We start from the raw sequence: 20,174 nt of genomic DNA, 5'->3' as shown, positions 1-20,174 counted from the left end.
GTCATAGTGTCACAGTCTCGCACAACGTTGAGGAGCCAGCCGCCCCCACCCCGAGCCATGAGCGACCCCCACGGTCGGGCGATCCGTGACTTCCACCGCGGCGAGCAGACCGAGCCCTTACTCGACCGGGACGGCGACGAGACCCGCGAGCACGCGGTCGAGGAGTACTACTTCGGCGAGCGCACCCCCGAGTCGTGGTTCGAACCGCGGGTCGACGGGGCGCTGCTGGACATGGGTGCCGGCGCCGGCCGTGACGCGCTCTACTTCCAAGACCGGGTGGAGACCGTGGCCATCGACCCCAGCGAGCACCTCGTCGAGACGATGCGCGACCGCGGCGTCGACGACGCCCGGGTCGGCGACATGTTCGCGCTCCGGGAGCAGTTCGACCGCGACCGCTTCGACGCCGCGCTCTCGATCGGGTCACAGCTCCAACTGGCCACCACCGACCACGCGCTCCGGCAGTTCCTCGCGGACCTCGCGTTCGTCACCACCGACGACGCGACGGCGATGGTCGACGGCTACGACCCCGGACGAGCCGTCGAGGCGGGGGTGTTCGCCGTTCGGGATGACCCCGACCCGGGGTTGGCTCACCGCGTGTTCCACTGCGAGTACGAAGGTGACGTGGGCCGGACGCTGCTGTTCCGCCTGTTCGGCGTCGACCGGCTCGAAGCGGCGACCGTCGGCACACCGTGGGCGGTCATCGACGCCATCGAGGGGCCACACGACGACGACGGCGACGGGGTGATGTGGCGGGCGCTGTTGGAGAAACGTCAGTAGTCGCCGAGCCGTGACTGCCCGCTCTCACCCTCCGCAACCCCTGCGAGCTCCGCCGCGCGGGCGATGGCGTCCGAGAACGTGTCGCGTTGGGAGGCGTCGTACAGTGTCGCGGCGGGGTGAACCGAGAGCAGCACGCGCTGGGAGCGCTCGCCGATGCGGGCGTCGTGGACCTCGCCGGCCTCCTTCGTCACGGCAACCGAGCGGTCGAGCAGGTGCTCGCTCGGGACTTTCCCCATCGTGACCACCAGTTCCGGCTCGACGGCGGCGATCTCGCTCTCGAGGTAGCCCCGGCAGTTCGAGAGCTCCTCCTTGTGGGGGTCGCGGTTGTCCGGCGGCCGGCAGCGCACGCAGTTGGTGATCCGCACGTCCGAGCGCGCGAGTCCGGCGTCGCGCAGCGCCTCGTCGAGCACGTCGCCCGAGCGGCCGACGAACGGCTCGCCGCCCTCGTCCTCGTGTTTCCCCGGCGCCTCGCCGAGAAAGAGCAGGTCGGCGTCCGCGGGGCCGACGCCGTTGACGATGCGGCTCCGGGACTCGACGAGCGCCGGGCAGCGCTCGCAGGACTCCACACAGAGGCCGTCGCTCGCGTTCATACCCCAACGGGGACGCCGACGGGCTTGAAGGGTGGCGCTTCGGCCCGGAAGCTTCGAGTCGGCGGGGAATCTGTGAGAGATTGTGACACCCATCATCGACGGCCACAACGACACCCTGCTCGCGGCCACGAGCGACCGCCCGGGCGGGGCGTTCCTCGCGGACGCCGAGCAGCCGGACGGGGATCTCGACCTCCGCCGAGCAGAGGAGGCGGGCCTCGCGGCCGGGATCTTCGCGGCGTTCGTCCCGAACGAGTCCCAACCCGAGAACTGGAGCGACCTCCCACCGGCGGTCGAACAGGAGCGCGCCGCGCGGATCGTCGACGAGCAGTTCCGCACCCTCCACGAGTGGGCCGACGCGACCGACCGCTTCCGCGTGATCGGCGATATCGACGACCTCGACGCCTGTCTCGACGGCGACGCGGTAGGCGGGGTGCCCCACATCGAGGGGGCCAGCGCCGTCGAGCCGGACCTCGTAAACCTCGAATCGCTATACGAAACGGGGCTCAGATCGCTCGGACTCGTCTGGTCCCGCCCGAACGCCTTCGCACACGGCGTCCCCTTCGAGCACGACGCCACGCCGGACATCGGGCCGGGGCTGACCGAGGCCGGGTTCAGCCTCGTGGCGGCCTGCGAGGAGCGCGGCATCGTCGTCGACCTCGCACACCTGAACGCCGCGGGGTTCTGGGACGTGGCGGGGACCGTCGACGCGCCGCTGGTGGTCTCCCACGCCGGCGCGCACGCGATTGCGCCCGCCTCGCGGAACCTCACCGACGAGCAGTTGGACGCTGTCGCCGCAAGCGGCGGGCTGGTGGGCTGTACGTTCGGGACGGCACACCTGCGACCTGACGGCCAACGCGGGAAGGACGCCCCGCTCTCGACGCTACTCGATCACGTCGAACACTTCGCCGACCGGATGGGCGTCGAACACGTCGCGCTCGGGTCGGACTTCGACGGCGCCTTCGTCCCGGAAGACGTCGGCGACGTGACGGGGCTCCGGGACGTACTCGATGGGCTGGAAGCTCGTGGCTTCACGCGAGACGATCGGGAAGCGATCGCGTACGGGAACTGGCGACGGGTGCTGGAGGAGTGGTGGGACTGAGCGACCGAGCACGTTCGGGTTCGGGGGTTCTTGATTGCGTAGAAACATTTATTGTGTGAGTAGCTAACGAGAGAACTATGGCCGAGTCCTCCGTCGAGCTTCCAGCGAACGAAGAGATCAAACAGCTCTCACACGACATCGTTCGGGAGGGAAACCAGTATGCAGTCCCGCTCATACGGGATTTCTACACGTTCCTTGCGGCGCTGGACGAAGAGGCGTATACGGGACTGGCAGATCTCGACGTGAAAGACGCACAGAGCGAGATGCCACCGCGGGCGTGGCGTGACTGCCTCTCGATACTCCAGAAACAGGGAATCGTCGAGAAAAGTCGTGGAACTACCACGAAATACAGACTCGACAGCGAGTAGGTCAGCGACCCCGTCCGGGCGTCCCCGAGAGTGCCGTATCCGCGACATCGTCGTGTACTCGGCTGGTGGGAAGTCCCGGTTCGATCGAGAAGCCATCGCGTCCGGAAACTGGCGGCGGGTGCTGGCGGAGTTGTGGGAGTAGCTAGTCAGGTCGAACTGGTCCGCCGTACTTCCACTGCCACCTCGTTGGTCCGCAGGAACGGGGGCACCAACGGCCCCTCGTAGCGCATGAGGAACGGGTCGCCGATCGGTTCGATGGGTTCGTCGGCACCGGCGAGTGCCGAACGAAGCGCCTCAGTCTTGCGTTCGACGCGGCCGTCGGTCGCCCACCACGAGAACGCGAGGACGGCGACGGTCCGACCCGGTCGTTCCACGAGGCGGACGGACTCGTCGGTCGGTCGCGGCGCGGTGTCGTAGTCGTACTCCGCCGGGAGGAAAAACGCCATCCGGACGCCGTCACCCTCCCGGTCGGACTCGACGGGTGCGGTCATCGAGACGGACTCGGACTCGACCGGGGCCGTCATCGACACCGATTCGCCGCCGTCGCGTCCCGCCTCGCTCTCGACGGGTGCGGTCATCGACACCTCGGTCGCGCCGCGGTTCGCTCCCGAGATGTACTCGAACAGGCGCCTGAACGCTTGGTTCTGGGAGGGCGCGACGGTCTCGACCACGACGGTCGGGGGGTAGCGTCGGATCTCGACGCCGTCGACCCGTGCGACCGTCTCGTAGTCGACCTCGGGGGTCGTCCGGTCCTGCAGGTAGCGTCGACCGACGAACGCGACACCGGCGAGAGCGAGGGTGCCGGCGGCGAGCGTTTTGCGTGAAACCATACGTTACGTAGGTTACCCAACACCATGAACCCCGCCGGACCAACCGGTGGCGGGGAGGAACACGGTCTGAGAGTGAAATTTTTAACCCGGAACGAGCCACAACGAGGGTATGGTCGAAGCGCTGACGGTCGCGAGCGGCAAGGGCGGGGTCGGGAAGACCACCAGCACGCTCGCGCTGGGGATGGCCCTCGCCGACGAGTACGACGTGACCGTCGTCGACGCCGACACCGGGATGGCGAACCTCTGTTTCCACACCGGGCTCGCCGACGCCGACACCACCCTGCAGGACCTCTTGCTCGCCGATGCCGACGCCGCCGTCGAGGACGCCGTCTACGAGCGGTTCGGTCTCTCGCTGGTTCCCTGTGGTACCTCGCTGGCGGCGTTCCGCGAGGCCGACCCGACCCGCTTGCGGGAGGTCGTCGCCGAACTGGCGGCCGACACGGACGTGCTGCTGCTCGACTCCGCCGCCGCCCTCGGGTCGCAGTCGGCGATCCTCCCGCTCGTTCTCGCCGACCGGACCGTGGTGGTGCTCCAGCCGACGATCCCCTCGCTCTCGGACGGCCTGAAGGTACAGGAGTACGCCCGCTCCTACGGCACCGAGACCGCGGGGGTGCTGTTCAACCGCGTGCAGGACGACGAGGCCATCGACCGCGTCGCCGAGCAGGCAGCGCAGTACTTCGGCGGGCCGACGCTGGCGACGGTCCCCGAGAGCGACGCCGCGCGTGCGGCCCGCCGGGCGGGCGAACCCCTCCTCGCGTACGCGCCCGACTCCGCCGCCGCCGCCGCCTACCGCCGTGCAGCGGATCGGCTGGAGATCCACGACGGCGACGAGGACGCCGTCGCGGACCGCTTCCGCTCGGCGGTGATCCCCGAGTCGCCATGAGCGGCTCAACGCCGGAGCTGGATATCCCCCGCGGGACGCTCGTTCGCTCGCGGGTGGGGGTCGGCGGCGCCCTCGACGCCGCACTCGCCCGGGAGTTGACGGGCTACGCCCGGATCGAGCCCGACTCGCTGCTGGCCGACAGCGAGCCCGGCGTGCTCACGCTGGAAGAGGGCGTTCCCGTCGCCGCCTACTGCGAACGCGGCGACGGCGGCGCCGACGACGGGCGCGCCGACAGCCGTGGCGTCGAGGCCCTCGCGGCGCTCGCCGGTCCGGGGCCGTGCACGGTCGAACTGTACGAACTGCCGGCAGAGAGGCTGACGGCGGTCCACGAGGCGTCGGCGTTCTCGGTGCCGCCGGCGGCACCCGCCGAGGAGTTGGCCGACGACCCCGAACTCGCCGAGCGGACGAGAGCGCGGGCGCCGGACGACGCCGCGGAGACCGATGCGAGCGCGCTGGAGTCGTTTCTGGAGGACGACGCACGGATCGAGGCGATCCAAGAGGAGGCACGCGCGGAGGCCGAAAAACGGGCCGCGGAGTGGGGCCTCGACGGAGAACTCGCGGAGTAGGGCCGAAAGGGCTGGAAAGTCAGCCCCGAAACGGTGTTACTCCTCGCCCGACTGTTCGACGTCCGAGCGTCGCCGAACGTCGACCTGGTAGTGTTGGAGGATGTCCCGGCCGAGCAACAGTTGATAGTTCATGTGACTGCGGTCCTCGAGCGACGCGGCGACCGTGTGGCGGTCCCCGCCGACGCCGACGACGATGTCGACGACGGGGCGGGACTGCCCGGACTTGACGCTGCCCGAGCGGACTTTCGTCATCGACTTGATCGGGCCGGCACCGATCTCGGCCGCGAGGCGGGTGTCGATGCTCGTCCGTGCGGCGCCCGTGTCGGACTTCGCGGAGACGCGTTCGGTTCCGCTGGTCCCGGAGACGAGCACGTCTTCCGTGTAGCCGATGGTGGTGGTCTCGTCGGTCTGGCGCTCGGGTTCGGTGATCACGGTCTCGGGCATCGAGTCGTCGAGGGTGCCCGCGAGTTCGGCGACCCGCTCGTCGTCGACCTCGGCGCCGGCCGTCTCGATGGCGAGTTTCGCCACGTACGGCGCTGGGCTCACGCCGGTCGCCTTGAACAGCCCCTTGAACCCGGCGGTCGGGTTGACCTCCAGCAGGTGCCAGCCGTTCGCGCCCTCGACGAGGTCGACGCCCGCGTAGTCCAGCCCGATGGTGTCGGCGGCGTCCACCGCCATCTCCGCGGCCGCGTCGGGGAGGTCCTCGACGCCCTCGACGGCGCCCCCGAGAGCGACGTTCGTCCGCCAGTCGTTCTCCGGCGCGAACCGCCGCATCGTCCCGACGATCTCGCCGTCGACGACGTAGATGCGGAGGTCCTGGTGGCGCTCGCTGTCGCGCTCGATGAGTTGCTGGAGGAACGCGTACCGCTCGCCGATTCGGGGGTTGACCTGCTCGTCGGCGCTGATCTTCCACGTGCCGCCGCCGTGGGTGCCGATCGCCGTCTTGTAGACGACTTCGTCGCCGTACTTCGACTTCTCGGCGTTCAGCCGGTCGGCGTCGAGGGCGAGCGTGGCGTCGGGGAGCTGGACGTCCGAGTCGGCGAGCGTGGTCGCGGTCGCGAACTTGTGGAACGCCGTGAGGACGTTCCGCGGTCGGTTCAGCATCGGCCGCAGTTCGCTGAGCGAGAGGGCGAGCCCGAGCAGTTCCGCGGGGTGTTCGGTCTTCGAGAGCAGGAGTCGGTTGGCGATCACGTCGACGTTGGGGTCCATCGTCGCCGTCCCGTCCTCGAGATCGACACAGAGGTTCTCCTCGCGCAGCCAGACACCCGTGTGGCCGAGCGCTTCCACCGCGTTCAGGATGGCCTTCGTCTCCTTGCTGTTGTGGAGGCTGAGTACGCCGACCGAGACTGAGTCGTCCATTACGGCGGAATTGCGCCGAAAGCGACTAAACGGTGCCGATGGGACCGGCGGCGTGACACGGTTGCGCTCGCCCGGGCAACCCAGCTTTACGTACCGCCCACCAAGCACGCCGTAATGACCGACGAAGCGTTCACGTACAACGGTGGGCGGGTCGACCCGGGGGCCCGTGCGGACATCCGGTACAGCATCAGTGAGACGTATCTCGGCGACCCCGTCCGCATCCCGGTCTCCATCATCAACGGCGAGCACGACGGGCCGACCGTGTTCCTCTCCGCGGCCTCTCACGGCGACGAACTGAACGGTATCGAGGTCGTGCGCGAGGTGGCCCACGAGTGGTCACACACGAACCTCCACGGCACGCTGGTCTGCCTGCCCGTGCTGAACGTCCCCGGGTTCGTTACCCAACAGCGCTACCTGCCCGTCTACGACCGCGACCTGAACCGATCGTTCCCGGGGAACGCCGGCTCGACGAGCGCAAAGCGGATGGCCGACGAGATATTCCGGAACTTCATCCGCCCGTGCGATTTCGGGCTCGACTTCCACACCTCCACGCGCGGCCGCACGAACATGCTCCATGCGCGCGGAGACATGGCGGTCGACGACGTCCCACGGCTCGCGCGGGCGTTCGGCTCGAACGTCATCATCGACAGCGAAGGGGCGTCGGGGACGCTGCGCCACGAGGCGACGAGCGCCGGCGTTCCGACCGTCACCGTCGAGATGGGGGAAGCTCACCGGTTCCAGCGGCTGCTGATCGATCAGGCGCTGGACGGCGTCGCGAGCGTGCTCGCGGAGTACGGCGTCCACCCGGCGGACGCCGTGCACCGACCGGGCTGGCGAACGATCGTGACCAGCGATCAGAAGACGTGGATTCGGGCCGACGCCGGGGGCATCGTGGAGATGCACTACGACAGCGGCGAGTTGGTCCACGAGGGCGACCCCGTCTGTCGCATCTCGAACCCGTTCAAGGACGACGTCGTCGAGGTCGAGGCCCCGTTCACGGGGCTGCTCGTCGGGAAACTGGAGAACCCGGTGGTGTACCCGGGGAACCCGCTGATCCACCTCGTGGAACTCGACGAACCGACACGGCGCGCCTACGAGCGCGAGCGGTCGGGAACGATGCCCGAGCGGCCGTAAGGAGCCGTCACGCCGGTCCCGTCGGGGTGGGCTGTCCCCCGGGTGGCCGTCGACGACGCGGCGTACGGGACGGCGCCGTGGCTACCGGGAACGACGAACGGAGAAACGGCGAAAACGGCGTGGCGGGCTATCGGACGACGTCGAGGTCCGTATCGCTGTCGTCGATGCCGCCGGAGGCGTCGGCCTGCTGGCCGGCCGCGCCGTCGCCGAGGTCACCGACTTCGACCTCGGCGCCGCCGGGGGCGTCCTCGCCCATCGCCTGACGGGCCTTGTTGGCCTGCTTCTTCGTGGCGGCGTCCATCACGTCGCCACCTTCGACGCCGGTCATGATGGCCATGACTCGCACCTTCCCTTTGTACTGCTCCTGAATCCGCGCGCCCCACATGACGTTCGCGGAGGCGCCGAGGCGCTCGGTGATGTCGTCGGCGATGCCCTCGGCCTCTTTGAGCGTGAGGTCGGGGCCGCCCGTGATGTGGACCAGTCCGCCGGTCGCGCCACGGTAGTCCACGTCGAGCAGCGGGTGGTTCATCGCGTCGTCGACGACTTCCTCCTTGTCGGAGGCCTGCGTCTCGCCGACGAGCATCACCGCGACGCCGCCCTGATTCATGATCGTGGACATGTCCGCGTAGTCCAGGTTGATCAGCGACGGCTGAGTGATGGTCTCGGAGATTCCCTTGACCGTTTCGGCGATGATCTGATCCATCACCGAGAACGCTTTCCCGATCGGGAGGTTCGGGACGTAGTCGAGCAGGCGGTTGTTGTCCAGCACGATGATCGAGTCCGCCTCGTCCTCGAGTTTGTCGAGGCCCTCCTCGGCTTTGACCGTGCGGGCACGCTCGACGTTGAACGGCGTCGAGACCATCCCGACGACGATGGCGCCCCGTTCCTTGGCGATGTTGGCGACGACCGGCGCGGCGCCGGTCCCCGTCCCACCGCCCATTCCGGCGGTCACGAACACGAGGTCCGCGTCGCCGATGGCGTCCTGGATCGTCCCCTGAGCCATCTCGGTGGCACGCTCGCCCATCTCGGGGTCGCCACCAGCACCCAGCCCCTCGGTGAGGGACTTGCCGACGAGGATCTTGGTGTCGGCCTCGATCATCTTCAGGTGCTGTTTGTCGGTGTTGATGGCGACGGTGTCGGCGCCCTCGACGCCGATGTTGTAGAGTCGGTTGATCGTGTTGTTGCCGGCCCCGCCGGCGCCGATGATGACGATCCGGGGGCTGCCGAACTCCTCGTCTTCCCCGGTGTCGACGTCCTGCATCGACTGCTCCTCCTCGGCGTTCTCGAGGGCGTCCTGTACGAGATCCTGCATCAGGCGTCCACCTCGGTTCGACGCTCGTCGACGAGCGATCGGACCGCAGAGCGGATCGCTTCGCTCCGGTTCGGATACTCGCCGGTCTCGACCAACTGTTCGACGCTCGCTACCTGCTGTCGCGGAATGCGGAGTGTGACTCGTTCCATAGGTCCCCCGAAAGACGGACTCGACCCGTGCCCGGGTCCGAGCGGACGGGGTCCCCGCCCCGTCTACTCGGGAGGTCAGCCGTCTTAGGTACCACTACCGACACACCAGAGACCGAAGAAAGCAGGGGGGTACCCGTCAGGGAGTCGAGAGTTGGGGGTGGGAACGCCCGGCAGCGACGACGGGGACCGTGTCGTCGGCCGGTGGTTGCTCAGGCGTCGGGGTCGTAGCCGTGGCCGACGAGGAACGCAACGGCGTTCAGCGCGATCAGGAAGCAGAACGCCAGCGGTCGGTCCCAGACGGCGCCGGTCGCCACCAGCGGGAGGGCGACCAGCGGGAGCGCCACCGCGGTCCAGAACGCCGCCGCACGGACGGGAGTCAACACCGTCGCCGCGAGCGTCGCGACGGGGCTTGGGAGGGCATCGGCGCCGACCGGCGCCGACGTGGAGGGTTCGGACGTGGACATGGTTGGTCTACCCTACCCTGAGAGCGGCGACCACGTATAACGGGACGTTCGTACCCCACGGTTCGGGCCGTTTTACGGGACCATCGGCGGCGCGGCCGACGTTTCACGAAGGCCTCAGAATCGGTTAGACCGTTCACAACGGCTAAAGAGACCATAACCTACAACCTAGTGTTTGAGAGACAGTTCCAGCAGATGGTCACGTGCTGCCGTCACAGACTTGGCCGTCCTCGCAGGCATGTTCCGAGCGCTGACTGAGGGGGAGTTGGGGGTACTGAGCCGGGGGTCGTGGCCGGCCGTTTCGTCGGTCAGCCCCCTGACTTTAACCCGGTCGATTGAGTTTCGGGGCCATGTCGCTGACAGACTGCGGAGTATCTCGTTCGCGCGTGGGAGAGCGCGAACGGGGACCGAGGTGGGGCTCGGAAACCGAACGGGGGGAAACGAAATGAACGCACGGGGCGTCGCCGTCGGCCTCGTGGCCGTGTTGCTGTTCAGTGCGGTCGGCGGAGTGTTCGTGGGTGGTGTCGGTGCGGCGAGCGAGACAGTCGTCATCAGCCCCGAGAACCCCGAAGCGGGGGCACAGACGACCCACAACGTCTCAATCCCGGTCGACGACTCGTCCTCGAACGAGGCCGGTGGGTCGCTCAGTAGGGTGATCATCGACTACGCGAACGACTCGACTGGGGCGTCGTTCGACCTCACAGGAGTCAGCAACGACACGATCAAAGCGATCGGGACTGGGGGAACAGCCGGCAGTATCGACTCCAGTGCGCACTACGACGTGAACGGGGTCACGACCGAGGAAAACGGAACGAAGTTGGTCATCGATCTGGGCGGGAACGAAGACCTCACGGGGGGAGACTACGTCGTCGTCAAGTTCTCGAACGTCGTGAACCCCCCGCGTGAGGGGAGTTACAACATCGTCGGTGACCTCAACCCGCAGTCGGTCGATTCCCCCGAGTCGGGGAGTATCCGGATCGAGGACACCACCCCGCCCGACGTGGGTATCAGCCTCACCGCCGACGGGGAGGGCAACCTCGACGCCGTCGTCGACTCGAACGAGGAACTCTCGGCGCTCAACGTCACCATCGACGGCTCCGACGGGACGGTGGCCCGCTCGCTGACGCTGAGTGACTTCAACGAGAGCAGCGGCGACTGGACCTACGCCGCGAGCGCCCTGAGCGTACAGGACGACGAGTACACCGCGACCGTCGACGGGGCGACCGACTACGCGGGCAACACCGAGTCGAACCCGAGCGCGAGCGACAGCGCGACGGTCGACGCGACGCGGATCAGCGTCGACTCGGGCAACGTCACGCCCGCCGCGGTCGGCGGCGGTGAAACCGTCTCCCAGACCGCCAACGTCTCCGTTTCCGGTGCCAGCGCCTACGGCGGCAGCGAGACGGTCTCGTTCACCGTCAACGACAGCGTCGTCGTCGAGAACGCCTCGGCGTCGGTCGTCGAGGGGAGCGCGAGCGTGAGTAGCACGGCCACGGTCGACAACGGCACCGTCAGCGTCGCCGTCGACAGCGGGAGCGGCGGCGGCACGGCCGCCTACACGGTCGGCTTCGACATCGACGCCACCTACGTGGGCGAGGGGGCGCGGATCGAAGCGATCGACGCCGAAGCAATCGACAGCGACAACGCGCAGGACAGCCAGCAGATCGCGGCCGTCGACGTCAAGGACGTGACGCCGCCGGTGATCACGAACTTCACACTGGTCCGCGGGCCCGGCGGGGCACAGGACGTGGACCTCGAACTGGTCGCCGACGAGCAACTCGGCGGCGGCACGGTGAACCTCACCGGCGACGCCGGCGGGACGCTTGACGTGAGGAACGCGGGCGAGCAGTCGAGCAACGGCAACTGGACCTACACGTTCGACGTGAGCGACGGGATCGACGGCGAGTTCGGCGCGAACGTCACGGGCGCGGACGGCTCCTACTACGTCGTCGACACCGCCGACAGTCCGAACAGGAACCGGAACTCCCACGACGACTCGATGACCGTCAACGAGGACGCCATCGTCGTCGTCGAGGCGAACGCCACCAACAGCACCGTCGGCCCCGGCGAGACGGCCGATCAGCGGATCACCGTCGACGTGGCCGACGTGAGCCTCGACGGCGGCACCGACACCGTCCGGGTCGTGCTCCCGAGCGAGGCCGAGAACGTCCAACTGAACGGCGTCGAGAACGCGACCGCCGGCGCGGCGACGACCGTCGATGGCGGGCAGGCGTTCAACGCCACTCTCAACCCCGGCAACGGTGGCGGGGTGACCGACGTGCAGGTGACTTTCGACGTGAACGCCACCTACGACGAGACTCTGGAGGGTCAGACCCTCCCGGTAAACGCCTCGGCGTTCGACTCCGACGGCGACAGTGACACCGCGACGGCGGTGACCAACGTCTCGGTCCGCGACGTGCCGCCGACGATTTCGAACTTCACGCTGTTCACCGCCGAGGGGCCACAAGACGTCGACCTGCGGTTCAACGCGAGCGAGGAGCTGGGTACCGCCGAAGCGAGCTTCCAGAACGACCTCGACGGCGAGCGCCGGACCCTCGCCGGGAACGTCACGCTCGTCGAGGCCGTCGACGGGACGTACGTCTACGAGGCCAACGTCAGCGACGGCGAGGACGGTCAGTTCGACGCCACCCTCTCGGCGACGGACCTGTACGGGAACGCGGCCGAGGGCGACCTCGACGCGACGCTCCGGGTGAACGAGACCGACCCGGTAGTCGTCGACGCGACCGTCGACCCGGCCGAGTTGCGGCCGAACGAGACAGTCACGCAGAACCTCACTGCGACCGTCGACGGCCTCAGCCGCGACGGGAACGCCGACCGCGTCCGAGTCACCCTCCCCGAGAACGCCCGGGTCCGCTCCGCGCGGTGGGGGAGCGTGAACGGCGCGAACGGCGGCAACGTCGCCGGCACGACGAACCGTTCGATCCTCATCGACGTGGACAGCGGCGACGGCCTCGGGACCGCGAACGTCACCGTCGAGTTCGACGCCGAGGTCGACTACGGCGGCCAACTGGAGGGCGAGACGGTGCCGCTGAACGTCACCGCGATCGACTCCGACGGCGCCCAGAACGCGACGACGAACGAAACGTCGGCACGCGTCGTCGACACGCAGCCGGTGATCTCGAACTTCACCGTGAACGAGACCGCAGACGGCGTCGACCTGACGTTCGACGCGAACGAGCAACTCGTCCGGTTCACCGTCGGCCTCACGGGCGACCTCGACGCGAACCGGACGCTCGACGAAGGCGACTTCGTCCAGACGTACGCCGACGGCAACTGGACCTACACGAACGAGAGCCTCGTCAGTCAGGACGGCACGTACAACGCCACCCTCGACGCGGGAGCGGCCTTCGACTCCGACGACAACGCGAACCCGGAGACCCACTCCGCCGGCGTCGTCGTCGACAACAACCCGATCGACGTGGTCGCTGCGAACGTGACGAACGACCCGGTCGACCCGCAGTCGACTGTCGCCCAGCAGGTCGTTGTCGACGTCCACAACGGTAGCCTCGACGGCGAGACCGACACGGTCGACGTGACGTTCAACGACTCCGTCGACGTGACGGCGACGAACGTCAGCAGCACGGTCGGGGGCGCGAGCCTGACCGACGCCGGGACCCTCACCGTCGAGGTCGCCACCGGTTCCGGTGGCGGCGTCACGGACCTCACGCTGACGATCAACGTCACCGCGACGTACGGCGACGAACTGGAGGGCGAGACGCTGGCCGTCGACGCCAGCGCTACCGACTCCGACGGCGACAGCGACGAGGAGACCGAACTGACGAACGTCAGCGTTCGGGACACGCATCCCGTGATCACGAACTTCACGCTGAGCAACGAGAGCCGCGACGTGAACCTCTCGTTCAACTCGACGGAGGCGCTGGAGACGATCACCGTCGAAACGACCGGCGACTCCCCGCAGGCGACGCTGACACGCGGGAGCTTCACCGAGACGCTCGTCGACGGGAACTACACCTACGAAGCCAACGTCAGCGACGGGGTCGACGGGACGTTCGATGCGAGCCTCGCCGAAGGGGCCGCCCTCGACAACGCCGACAACGGCAACAACGCGAGTCACACGGCAGCGCTCACCGTCAACACGCGGTCGGTGACCCTCACCGCGGCGTCGGTCACGCCCGGTTCGGTCACGCCCGAATCGACCGTCGAGCAGAACCTCACCGTCAGCGCGGATCACTTCGGCCAGGACGGCGGGACGGACACGCTGACGCTCACGCTGAACGAGTCGCTGAACGTCACCGCGCTCGGTGGCGGGACGGTGACAGCCGGCGAGTCGACGGTGAGCGGCACCGAGCGACTCGATCCCGACGGCGACGGCGAGTACGAGCGAATCCGGATCAGTCTCGACACCGGCGACGGCGGCGGTACCACGGACGTGACCGCAGCCCTGAACGCGACCGTCGCGTACCCCGGGGGCACCGAGGGTGCGACGCTCGCCGTCGACGCCAGCGCGACCGACTCCGACGGCGACGAGGACGCGGCGGCCGCGCTGGCGAACGTCAGCGTCGAGGGCGTGCCGCCGACGGTCACGAACTTCGGCCTGAACGCGACCGGCCAGGACGTGGACGTGTCGTTCAACGCCAGCGAACAGCTCTCGGCCAGCGAGGTCGACCTCGGCGGCGACCTGAACGAGACGCTCACGGACCTGAACGGGGCCCAGATCGCCGAGGACGACTGGGCCTACACCGCGAACGTCAGCGACGGGCAGGACGGCTACTTCACCGCGACGCTGTCGAGCGCAGTCGATCGATTCGGCAACGACGGCGCCGACGGCGAGACCGACAGCGTGCGCGTGAACGAGGTCGGGCCGAAGATCCAGCAGATCCGGATCAGCCCGAAGACGCTGTGGCCCGGCGAGCGCACGAACCAGACGCTCACGACGAACGTCACCGGCCTGAGTCAGGACGGGATCAACGAGACGGTGACCTACGAGTTCGCCAACGAGAGCGCGGTCGAGCTGCGGAACGTCACCGCGGAGGGGGCGAACGCGAGCGCGATCGTGACCGACAACGGGACGGCGATCCTGGTCAACCTCAGCACCGGCAACGCGACCGGCAGCGCGAACGTCACGCTGACGACGAACCTCACCGCGACCTACGCCAACAGCACCGAAGGGGAGACGTTCAACGTCACCACCCTCGTCAACGACTCGCTGAACGAGACCGCCGGCCCGGTGAACACGACCGTCGCGGTCAACGACACCGTGCCGACGGTCACGGCGTTCAACCTCACTGCTGACGAACAGCTGATCAACCTCACCGTCACGAGCAACGAGAGCCTCGAAACGCTGAACGTCAGCCTGGGCGGCGACCTGAACGAGACGCTCACCCACGGGAACTTCACCGAAACCCCCGTCGACGGCAACTACACCTACGAGACGAACGTCAGCGACGGGGTCGACGGCAACTTCACCGCGACGCTGACGAACGCGACCGACCCGTACGGCAACAACGTCACCGTCGGCCAGAACGACTCGCTCGTCGTCGACACCGAGAACGTCACGGTCGGTCCGGTGAACGTCACGCCCACCGACGTCCGGCCGAACCGAACGGTCGACCAGACGACGGTGCTGAACGTCAGCGACCTGAACTCGGATGGACTCAACGACACGGCGACGCTCACCTTCAGCAACGGCACCGACGTGTTCGGCGCCAACGCGAGCGTCGACGACGCAAACACGACGGCGACGGTGACGAACGTCACCGACGCGAACGCCGATGGGTTCAACGAGAGCGTCACGGTCGGGCTAAACACGACCGACGCGCTGGGGACCGAGAACCTCACGCTGACGGTGAACACGACGGCGTTCTACAACGGCTCGCTCGAAGGAGCGAACGTGACCCTCGACGCCGTCGTCAACGACTCGGACGGGTCGAACGCGAGCCTGACCGAGAACGTCACCGTCGTCGACACGGTGCCCACGGTCACCGCGTTCGACGTGTCGCGGAACGGTTCGACGATCGAACTGGCGATGCGCTCGAACGAGCGCCTCGAAACCCTGCGGGTGGCGCTCTCGGTCGCAACCGGCGGCAACCTCACGCGCGCGGACTTCGACGCCACCCGGACCGGCGACACGATCGCCTACACCACGACGCTCGCCGACGGCCGCGAGGGCGAGTTCGGCGCCGAACTGACCGCCGCGGTCGACAACGCCGGCAACGATGGCGCCGCGGGGCAGAACGACTCGGTGACCTACCGGGTCGAGACTGGTGGCGGCCAACAGGGTGGCCAGCAGCCCGCCCCTGAGCCGGAACCCGAACCCGAGCCGACCGAGGAGGTCACCCGGGTCGACAACAGCAGCGACGGCGCCCCGCTCTCGGTCCGGGTGGTCTCGATCGAGGACGGTCGCGAAGTCGTCGTCGAGAACGCCCGGAGGGGCGCGTCGGTGGCCGCCCACCTGACGCCGAGCGAGACCGAGCGGGCCATCGGCGTCTCGCTCTCGGACGTCGAGCTCACGGCGACGACCAACGGGACGGCGACGCTGACGGTCCAAGCCGGCCGCTCGGGGGCGTTCGACGCGCTTCCGGAGAGCGTCGACCCAGTAGTGGCCTACGAGGCCGGCACCGGCGCCGTCACGGAGACAGCCTACACGGTCCGGGTAACCGATAGCCGACTCGGCGACCGTGACCCCGACACAGTTCGGGTGTTCACCGCCGACGGGACCGAACTGAACGCGACCTACATCGGTGAGGCCGTCGACAAACACGGCTTCCGGGTCGACACCGACGCGGAACGGTTCGCGGTCGCGCTCTCGGGCGCGAACGTCTCGGTCGTCGACGCTTCGCTGCCGGCGGCCAACGCCTCCGGGGTGGCGACCAACGTCACGCTGTTCGACGCGCGGACGAACGTGACGCTCCGGAACACCGGCCCCGTCGCGGGCAACCACACGGTGAACGTCACCGCCGCGAACGAACTGGTCGCCCAGCGAACCGTCCGGGTCGACGCCAACAGCACGCGAACCGTCCAGATCAGTGCGAACGCCTCCGGTATCGAGCAGGAGGGGCCGATCCTGATCGAGGCCGACGGCGTCGACGCGGGAACGATCCCGCCGGCCGACGAGCGACAGACGCCGACGATCACGTTCGAGAACGCCGACAGCACGAGCACCGAGGCCGACTCGCCGTTCGCGCTGGCGACGCTGCTGGTCGCGCTCGCGGGCGCCGCGCTGCTCGCTCGGCGGGAGTAGGCAGGGAGCGGGGTCCACCCGGAGGCTTTTGCTCCCTGGGTAACACCCACAACCATGCCGGCAGTCCTACCCGACGCCGAGTACCGATCCCGACTCCGCGAAGTCCGCGGGAAGCTCGCGAACACCGACGCCGACGCCGCCGTCTGGTTCTCCGCGACGAGCATCCACTACGTCTCCGGCTTCGAGCACGTCCAGACCGAGCGGCCGGTCGCGCTCGCGGTCACGCAGGACCGCATCGAGATCGTCGTGCCTCGACTGGAGGTCGAACGCGTCGAGACCGTCGACCGGATCGACGCCGTCCACCACTACTTCGACTACCCCCAGGGGCGCCCGATCCAGCTCGTCGCCGAGATGCTCGACGGCCTCGGCGCCGAAACCGTCGCCGCCGACGCCGACGGCGCGCCGGGCGTGATGGGCTACGAGGGCCCCGCGCTCTCGGAGTTCGTCGACGTGGAGACCCAGTCGTGGGTCTCGCGGATGCGCTGGGAGAAGACCGACGCCGAGATCGACCTGATCCGGGAGTCCGCGGAGTGGGCGAACCTCGCCCACCAGTACCTCGCGGACTTCACCGAGCCGGGCGCGCACCCGGCGACCGTCTCCCAGAAGGCGTCGATGGAGGCCTCGCGGGCGATGCTCGACACGCTCGGGGACCGCTTCGTCGAGAACGTCCGGGCGAACGGCCCCGCCTTCGCGGGCTACATCTCCGCCGACGAGACCGCGCTGCCCCACGGCCACACGCCGAACCAGCGACTGGAGCGCGGCGACGTGCTCGTGACCGGCGCCTCCGCGAACGTCGACGGCTACGGCTCCGAACTGGAGCGGACGATGTTCGTCGGCGAGGTCAGCGACGAGCAGGAACACTACTTCGAACTGATGCTCGAAGCCCAGACCATCGCCATCGACGCGCTCGGGCCGGGCGTGCCGCTGTCCTACGTCGACGAGCAGGTCTGGGAGTTCTACGAGGAGCAGGGAATCACCGACCTCGCCCAACACCACGTCGGCCACAACATCGGCCTCGGCGGCCACGAGCCGCCGTACATCGACAAGGGCTGGGGCGACTACGACCACGTCGACGACGACGACGCCGAGATGCAGCCGGGGCAGGTCTACACCATCGAGCCCGGCCTCTACACCGAGACCGAGGGCTACCGCCACTCCGACACCATCGCCATCACTGAGGACGGAACCGAGTGGCTGACCTACTACCCGCGCGACCTGGACTCGAACGTCATCACGGAGTAAGCGGGCGTATCGCGGCGGGTCGTTTTTGCGAGGTTCGACCGGGTCGACACACGGTCACCGACCGCGTGGCCCCAGTATCGGCGTTCCCACCCGGTATCGAACCCACTAAGGCAGGAACGGACGACGAACGCGTAATGAGTCTCACGCTCGGAGACGCGAGCGCGGCCCCTGGCGAGACCGACACCGGGCGGCTGCGGGTCGGCGAGAGCCGCGACGGCAGCCCCGTTTCCCTGCCGGTCTGTGTGGTCAACGGTGCCGACGACGGCGAGACGCTCTATATGCAGGCGGTCTCGGACGGCGACGAGCTCAACGGCCTCGGCGTGCTGACGCGAGTGGTTCCCCGCCTCGACCCCGCGGAACTCTCCGGGGCGGTGCTGATCGTCGGCATCGTCAACCACCACGCCTTCCAGATCGCCGAGCACCGCAACCCCATCGACGACACGAAGATGAACCGGGCGTACCCCGGCAACGAGAGCGGCACCAACTCCGAACGCATCGCGGCGGCCACCTTCGACGCCGCCAGCCGCGCCGACTACGTCCTCGACCTCCACCAGGGCTCGACCTCGCGGATGCTCAACGAGGCGCGGGTCCGTTGTGGCCGCCACCACCGGATGCACCGTGACTGCCTCGAACTGGCGAAAGCCTTCGGCACGGGCTACGTCCTCGACCAGAAGGGTCCCGACGGGCAGCTCGCCCGCGCGGCGCCCGACGAGGGGATCCCCACCATCGACCCCGAACTCGGCGGCTGTGTGGGCTGGGACGAGGAGAGCATCCAGTACGGCGTCGAGGGCGTCTTCAACGTCCTCAAACACTACGGTTTCCTCGAGGGCGATGTCGAGACGACGACCCAGACCCGCGCGGCGGGGTTCGATCAGTACCGCTCGCCGTCTGGTGGGCTGGTCCGCTTCCGTGCCGAACTCGGCGACGAGGTCGTCCGCGGCGACACGCTGTTCGAGGTGACCGACGCATTCGGCCAACTGGCGAGCCGGGTGACCGCCGACGGCGACGGCATCTTCTGGCGCTCCCGTCGGCTCCCGCAGGTCGCGACCGGCGAGTACGTCTGCTCGGTGGCGACGGGCATCGACTCGTTCTGATCAGTCGAGGGGTTCACAGTCGAACGGCACCGGTGGGAGTCCGGTGAGTTCGCGGATGCGGGTCTTCTCGGCCGTGCCTTCGGCGAGCCTGAACCCGAACTCCCCGTTCCACTCCCCGTCCTCGACGGACGCCTCAAACCGCTGAGATATCCCGAACGTATCGAAGTCGTCGCCGTCGACGGTGAAGCGGAAGAAATCACCTCTCAGTTCCGCGCTGCTCGCGTCGGCGACGGCGTCGGCGAACTGCTCGATCCCCGAGTCGTCGAGCGAGAGGTCGAGCCAGAGGCCGGACTGGGCGGTGATTGTGAGCCCCTCGCCGGTCGAGAACCCATCCGGACCAACGACACGGGAGTTCTCGCCGTCCCCGGCACGGTTGATCTCCGCGTCCGGGAGCACCGGGACGAGCGCCGAGGTGTCGGTGGGTGCCGCGATGTCGAGGTACTGGTGACGGCCCAAGCGACCCGTAGAGAGCGTGACCGACGACGGCTCCACGTCTGCGAGCGCGGCGGCCTGCTCCCCGATAGCCGACTCGTACTCGGCGAGATAGTCGGGACCGACACCACGGTAGAGCGTCTCGACGGAGAGGTCACTCCCCTCGAAGGCGTCTTCGGCGTCCGAAACCGAGAACGACGAGGTCATCGAGACGAAGTACGTCACCGTCTCCCCCTCCCGTTGGCCGCCGTAGTGCTTCGACGACTGGGGCTCCCGGCCGAGCGCATCTGTCACGGCCTCAGCTTCCACGTCGCCGGAGAAGACCGTCGTGACGGCGTTGGGCCAGAGTCTGACGGACGGGTCATCCGGCGTCTCGGTGGGTTCCTCGGTCTCGGTTTCGGTCGGCTGCTGGGTCTCGGTGGCAGCTTCCGTAGCTGTGGGCGACTGCGTCGGGGAGTCCGTCGGCGTCTCAGTAGCCGTCGACGCGTCAGGAGTCGTCTCCGTCGTCGGATCGTTCCCAGCACAGCCAGCGAGCGATACGGCCGCAGCCACACTACCGAGCAGTCGGCGTCTCGTGTGTTCCACATCGATCGTTCCTCGCTATCTCCCATAAATTCCGCCCTAGTTAGACAGAGATCATGCTGGCTGACCGACCG

General features: G+C 68.3%; 16 protein-coding genes. 9 read left to right on the top strand and 7 right to left on the bottom strand.

Annotation, left to right across the window (positions count from 1 at the left end; genetic code table 11):
* Positions 1-57 precede the first annotated feature (57 nt).
* Positions 58-777, top strand: coding sequence for a class I SAM-dependent methyltransferase (locus tag NO998_RS11680; RefSeq protein ID WP_267647376.1), 720 nt, complete (start codon positions 58-60; stop codon positions 775-777).
* Here NO998_RS11680 and NO998_RS11675 read toward each other — a convergent pair.
* A complete protein-coding gene (locus tag NO998_RS11675; protein ID WP_267647375.1) occupies positions 771-1,367 on the bottom strand; it encodes a uracil-DNA glycosylase in 597 nt (198 codons plus the stop codon). The genes NO998_RS11680 and NO998_RS11675 overlap by 7 nt on opposite strands.
* A gap of 82 nt (positions 1,368-1,449) precedes the next feature.
* Between NO998_RS11675 and NO998_RS11670 the strand changes: the two genes are divergently transcribed.
* Both NO998_RS11670 and NO998_RS11665 read left to right on the top strand, forming a co-directional pair.
* Positions 1,450-2,466: a dipeptidase gene (locus NO998_RS11670; protein WP_267647374.1), complete on the top strand. Its 1,017-nt coding sequence runs from the start codon at positions 1,450-1,452 to the stop codon at positions 2,464-2,466.
* A 77-nt stretch (positions 2,467-2,543) separates the two neighbouring features.
* A complete protein-coding gene (locus NO998_RS11665; RefSeq protein WP_267647373.1) occupies positions 2,544-2,834 on the top strand; it encodes a hypothetical protein in 291 nt (96 codons plus the stop codon).
* A gap of 146 nt (positions 2,835-2,980) precedes the next feature.
* Here NO998_RS11665 and NO998_RS11660 read toward each other — a convergent pair whose 3' ends face one another.
* Positions 2,981-3,664, bottom strand: coding sequence for an SOUL family heme-binding protein (locus NO998_RS11660; protein ID WP_267647372.1), 684 nt, complete (start codon positions 3,662-3,664; stop codon positions 2,981-2,983).
* 109 nt (positions 3,665-3,773) lie between these two features.
* On the opposite strand from NO998_RS11660, the gene NO998_RS11655 reads away from it, so the two are divergent.
* Positions 3,774-4,547, top strand: coding sequence for a nucleotide-binding protein (locus NO998_RS11655; RefSeq protein ID WP_267647371.1), 774 nt, complete (start codon positions 3,774-3,776; stop codon positions 4,545-4,547).
* On the top strand, positions 4,544-5,113 hold the full coding sequence (locus NO998_RS11650) for a DUF8054 family protein (protein ID WP_267647370.1): 570 nt from the start codon (positions 4,544-4,546) through the stop codon (positions 5,111-5,113). Before NO998_RS11655 ends, NO998_RS11650 begins: the two co-directional genes overlap by 4 nt.
* Before the next feature lie 36 nt (positions 5,114-5,149).
* Here NO998_RS11650 and NO998_RS11645 read toward each other — a convergent pair whose 3' ends face one another.
* Positions 5,150-6,472 carry a putative ATP-dependent zinc protease gene (locus NO998_RS11645; protein WP_267647369.1) on the bottom strand — a complete coding sequence of 441 codons (1,323 nt, stop codon included), beginning with the start codon at positions 6,470-6,472 and terminating at the stop codon, positions 5,150-5,152.
* A gap of 114 nt (positions 6,473-6,586) precedes the next feature.
* On the opposite strand from NO998_RS11645, the gene NO998_RS11640 reads away from it, so the two are divergent.
* Positions 6,587-7,606, top strand: coding sequence for a succinylglutamate desuccinylase/aspartoacylase family protein (locus NO998_RS11640; protein WP_267647368.1), 1,020 nt, complete (start codon positions 6,587-6,589; stop codon positions 7,604-7,606).
* 127 nt (positions 7,607-7,733) lie between these two features.
* Here the strand turns inward: NO998_RS11640 and ftsZ are convergent, their stop codons facing one another.
* From ftsZ to NO998_RS11625, 3 genes are all read right to left on the bottom strand, one after another.
* Positions 7,734-8,918, bottom strand: coding sequence for a cell division protein FtsZ (ftsZ, locus tag NO998_RS11635; protein WP_267647367.1), 1,185 nt, complete (start codon positions 8,916-8,918; stop codon positions 7,734-7,736).
* Positions 8,918-9,067, bottom strand: a complete 150-nt coding sequence (locus NO998_RS11630) for a ribbon-helix-helix domain-containing protein (protein ID WP_267647366.1) — start codon at positions 9,065-9,067, stop codon at positions 8,918-8,920. Before NO998_RS11630 ends, ftsZ begins: the two co-directional genes overlap by 1 nt.
* 209 nt (positions 9,068-9,276) lie before the next feature.
* Positions 9,277-9,531, bottom strand: coding sequence for a DUF8028 family protein (locus NO998_RS11625; RefSeq protein WP_267647365.1), 255 nt, complete (start codon positions 9,529-9,531; stop codon positions 9,277-9,279).
* Positions 9,532-9,973: 442 nt separating this feature from the next.
* On the opposite strand from NO998_RS11625, the gene NO998_RS11620 reads away from it, so the two are divergent.
* The 3 genes from NO998_RS11620 (at position 9,974) to NO998_RS11610 (ending at position 19,086) form a co-directional block, all read left to right on the top strand.
* Positions 9,974-16,750 (top strand): hypothetical protein, encoded by a 6,777-nt coding sequence (locus tag NO998_RS11620; RefSeq protein ID WP_267647364.1) that lies wholly within the window; start codon positions 9,974-9,976, stop codon positions 16,748-16,750.
* A gap of 54 nt (positions 16,751-16,804) precedes the next feature.
* A complete protein-coding gene (locus tag NO998_RS11615) occupies positions 16,805-17,992 on the top strand; it encodes a M24 family metallopeptidase (protein WP_267647363.1) in 1,188 nt (395 codons plus the stop codon).
* A 134-nt stretch (positions 17,993-18,126) separates the two neighbouring features.
* On the top strand, positions 18,127-19,086 hold the full coding sequence (locus tag NO998_RS11610) for a succinylglutamate desuccinylase/aspartoacylase family protein (RefSeq protein ID WP_267647362.1): 960 nt from the start codon (positions 18,127-18,129) through the stop codon (positions 19,084-19,086).
* On the opposite strand, the gene NO998_RS11605 is transcribed toward NO998_RS11610, so the two are convergent.
* A complete protein-coding gene (locus NO998_RS11605; protein ID WP_267647360.1) occupies positions 19,087-20,070 on the bottom strand; it encodes a hypothetical protein in 984 nt (327 codons plus the stop codon).
* Positions 20,071-20,174 lie beyond the last annotated feature (104 nt).

The organism is Halolamina litorea (assembly GCF_026616205.1).
In the GTDB taxonomy this organism is placed as follows: domain Archaea; phylum Halobacteriota; class Halobacteria; order Halobacteriales; family Haloferacaceae; genus Halolamina; species Halolamina litorea.
The sequence above is the reverse complement of the archived record's forward strand: the minus strand, read 5'-3'. Positions and strand labels throughout refer to the sequence as shown.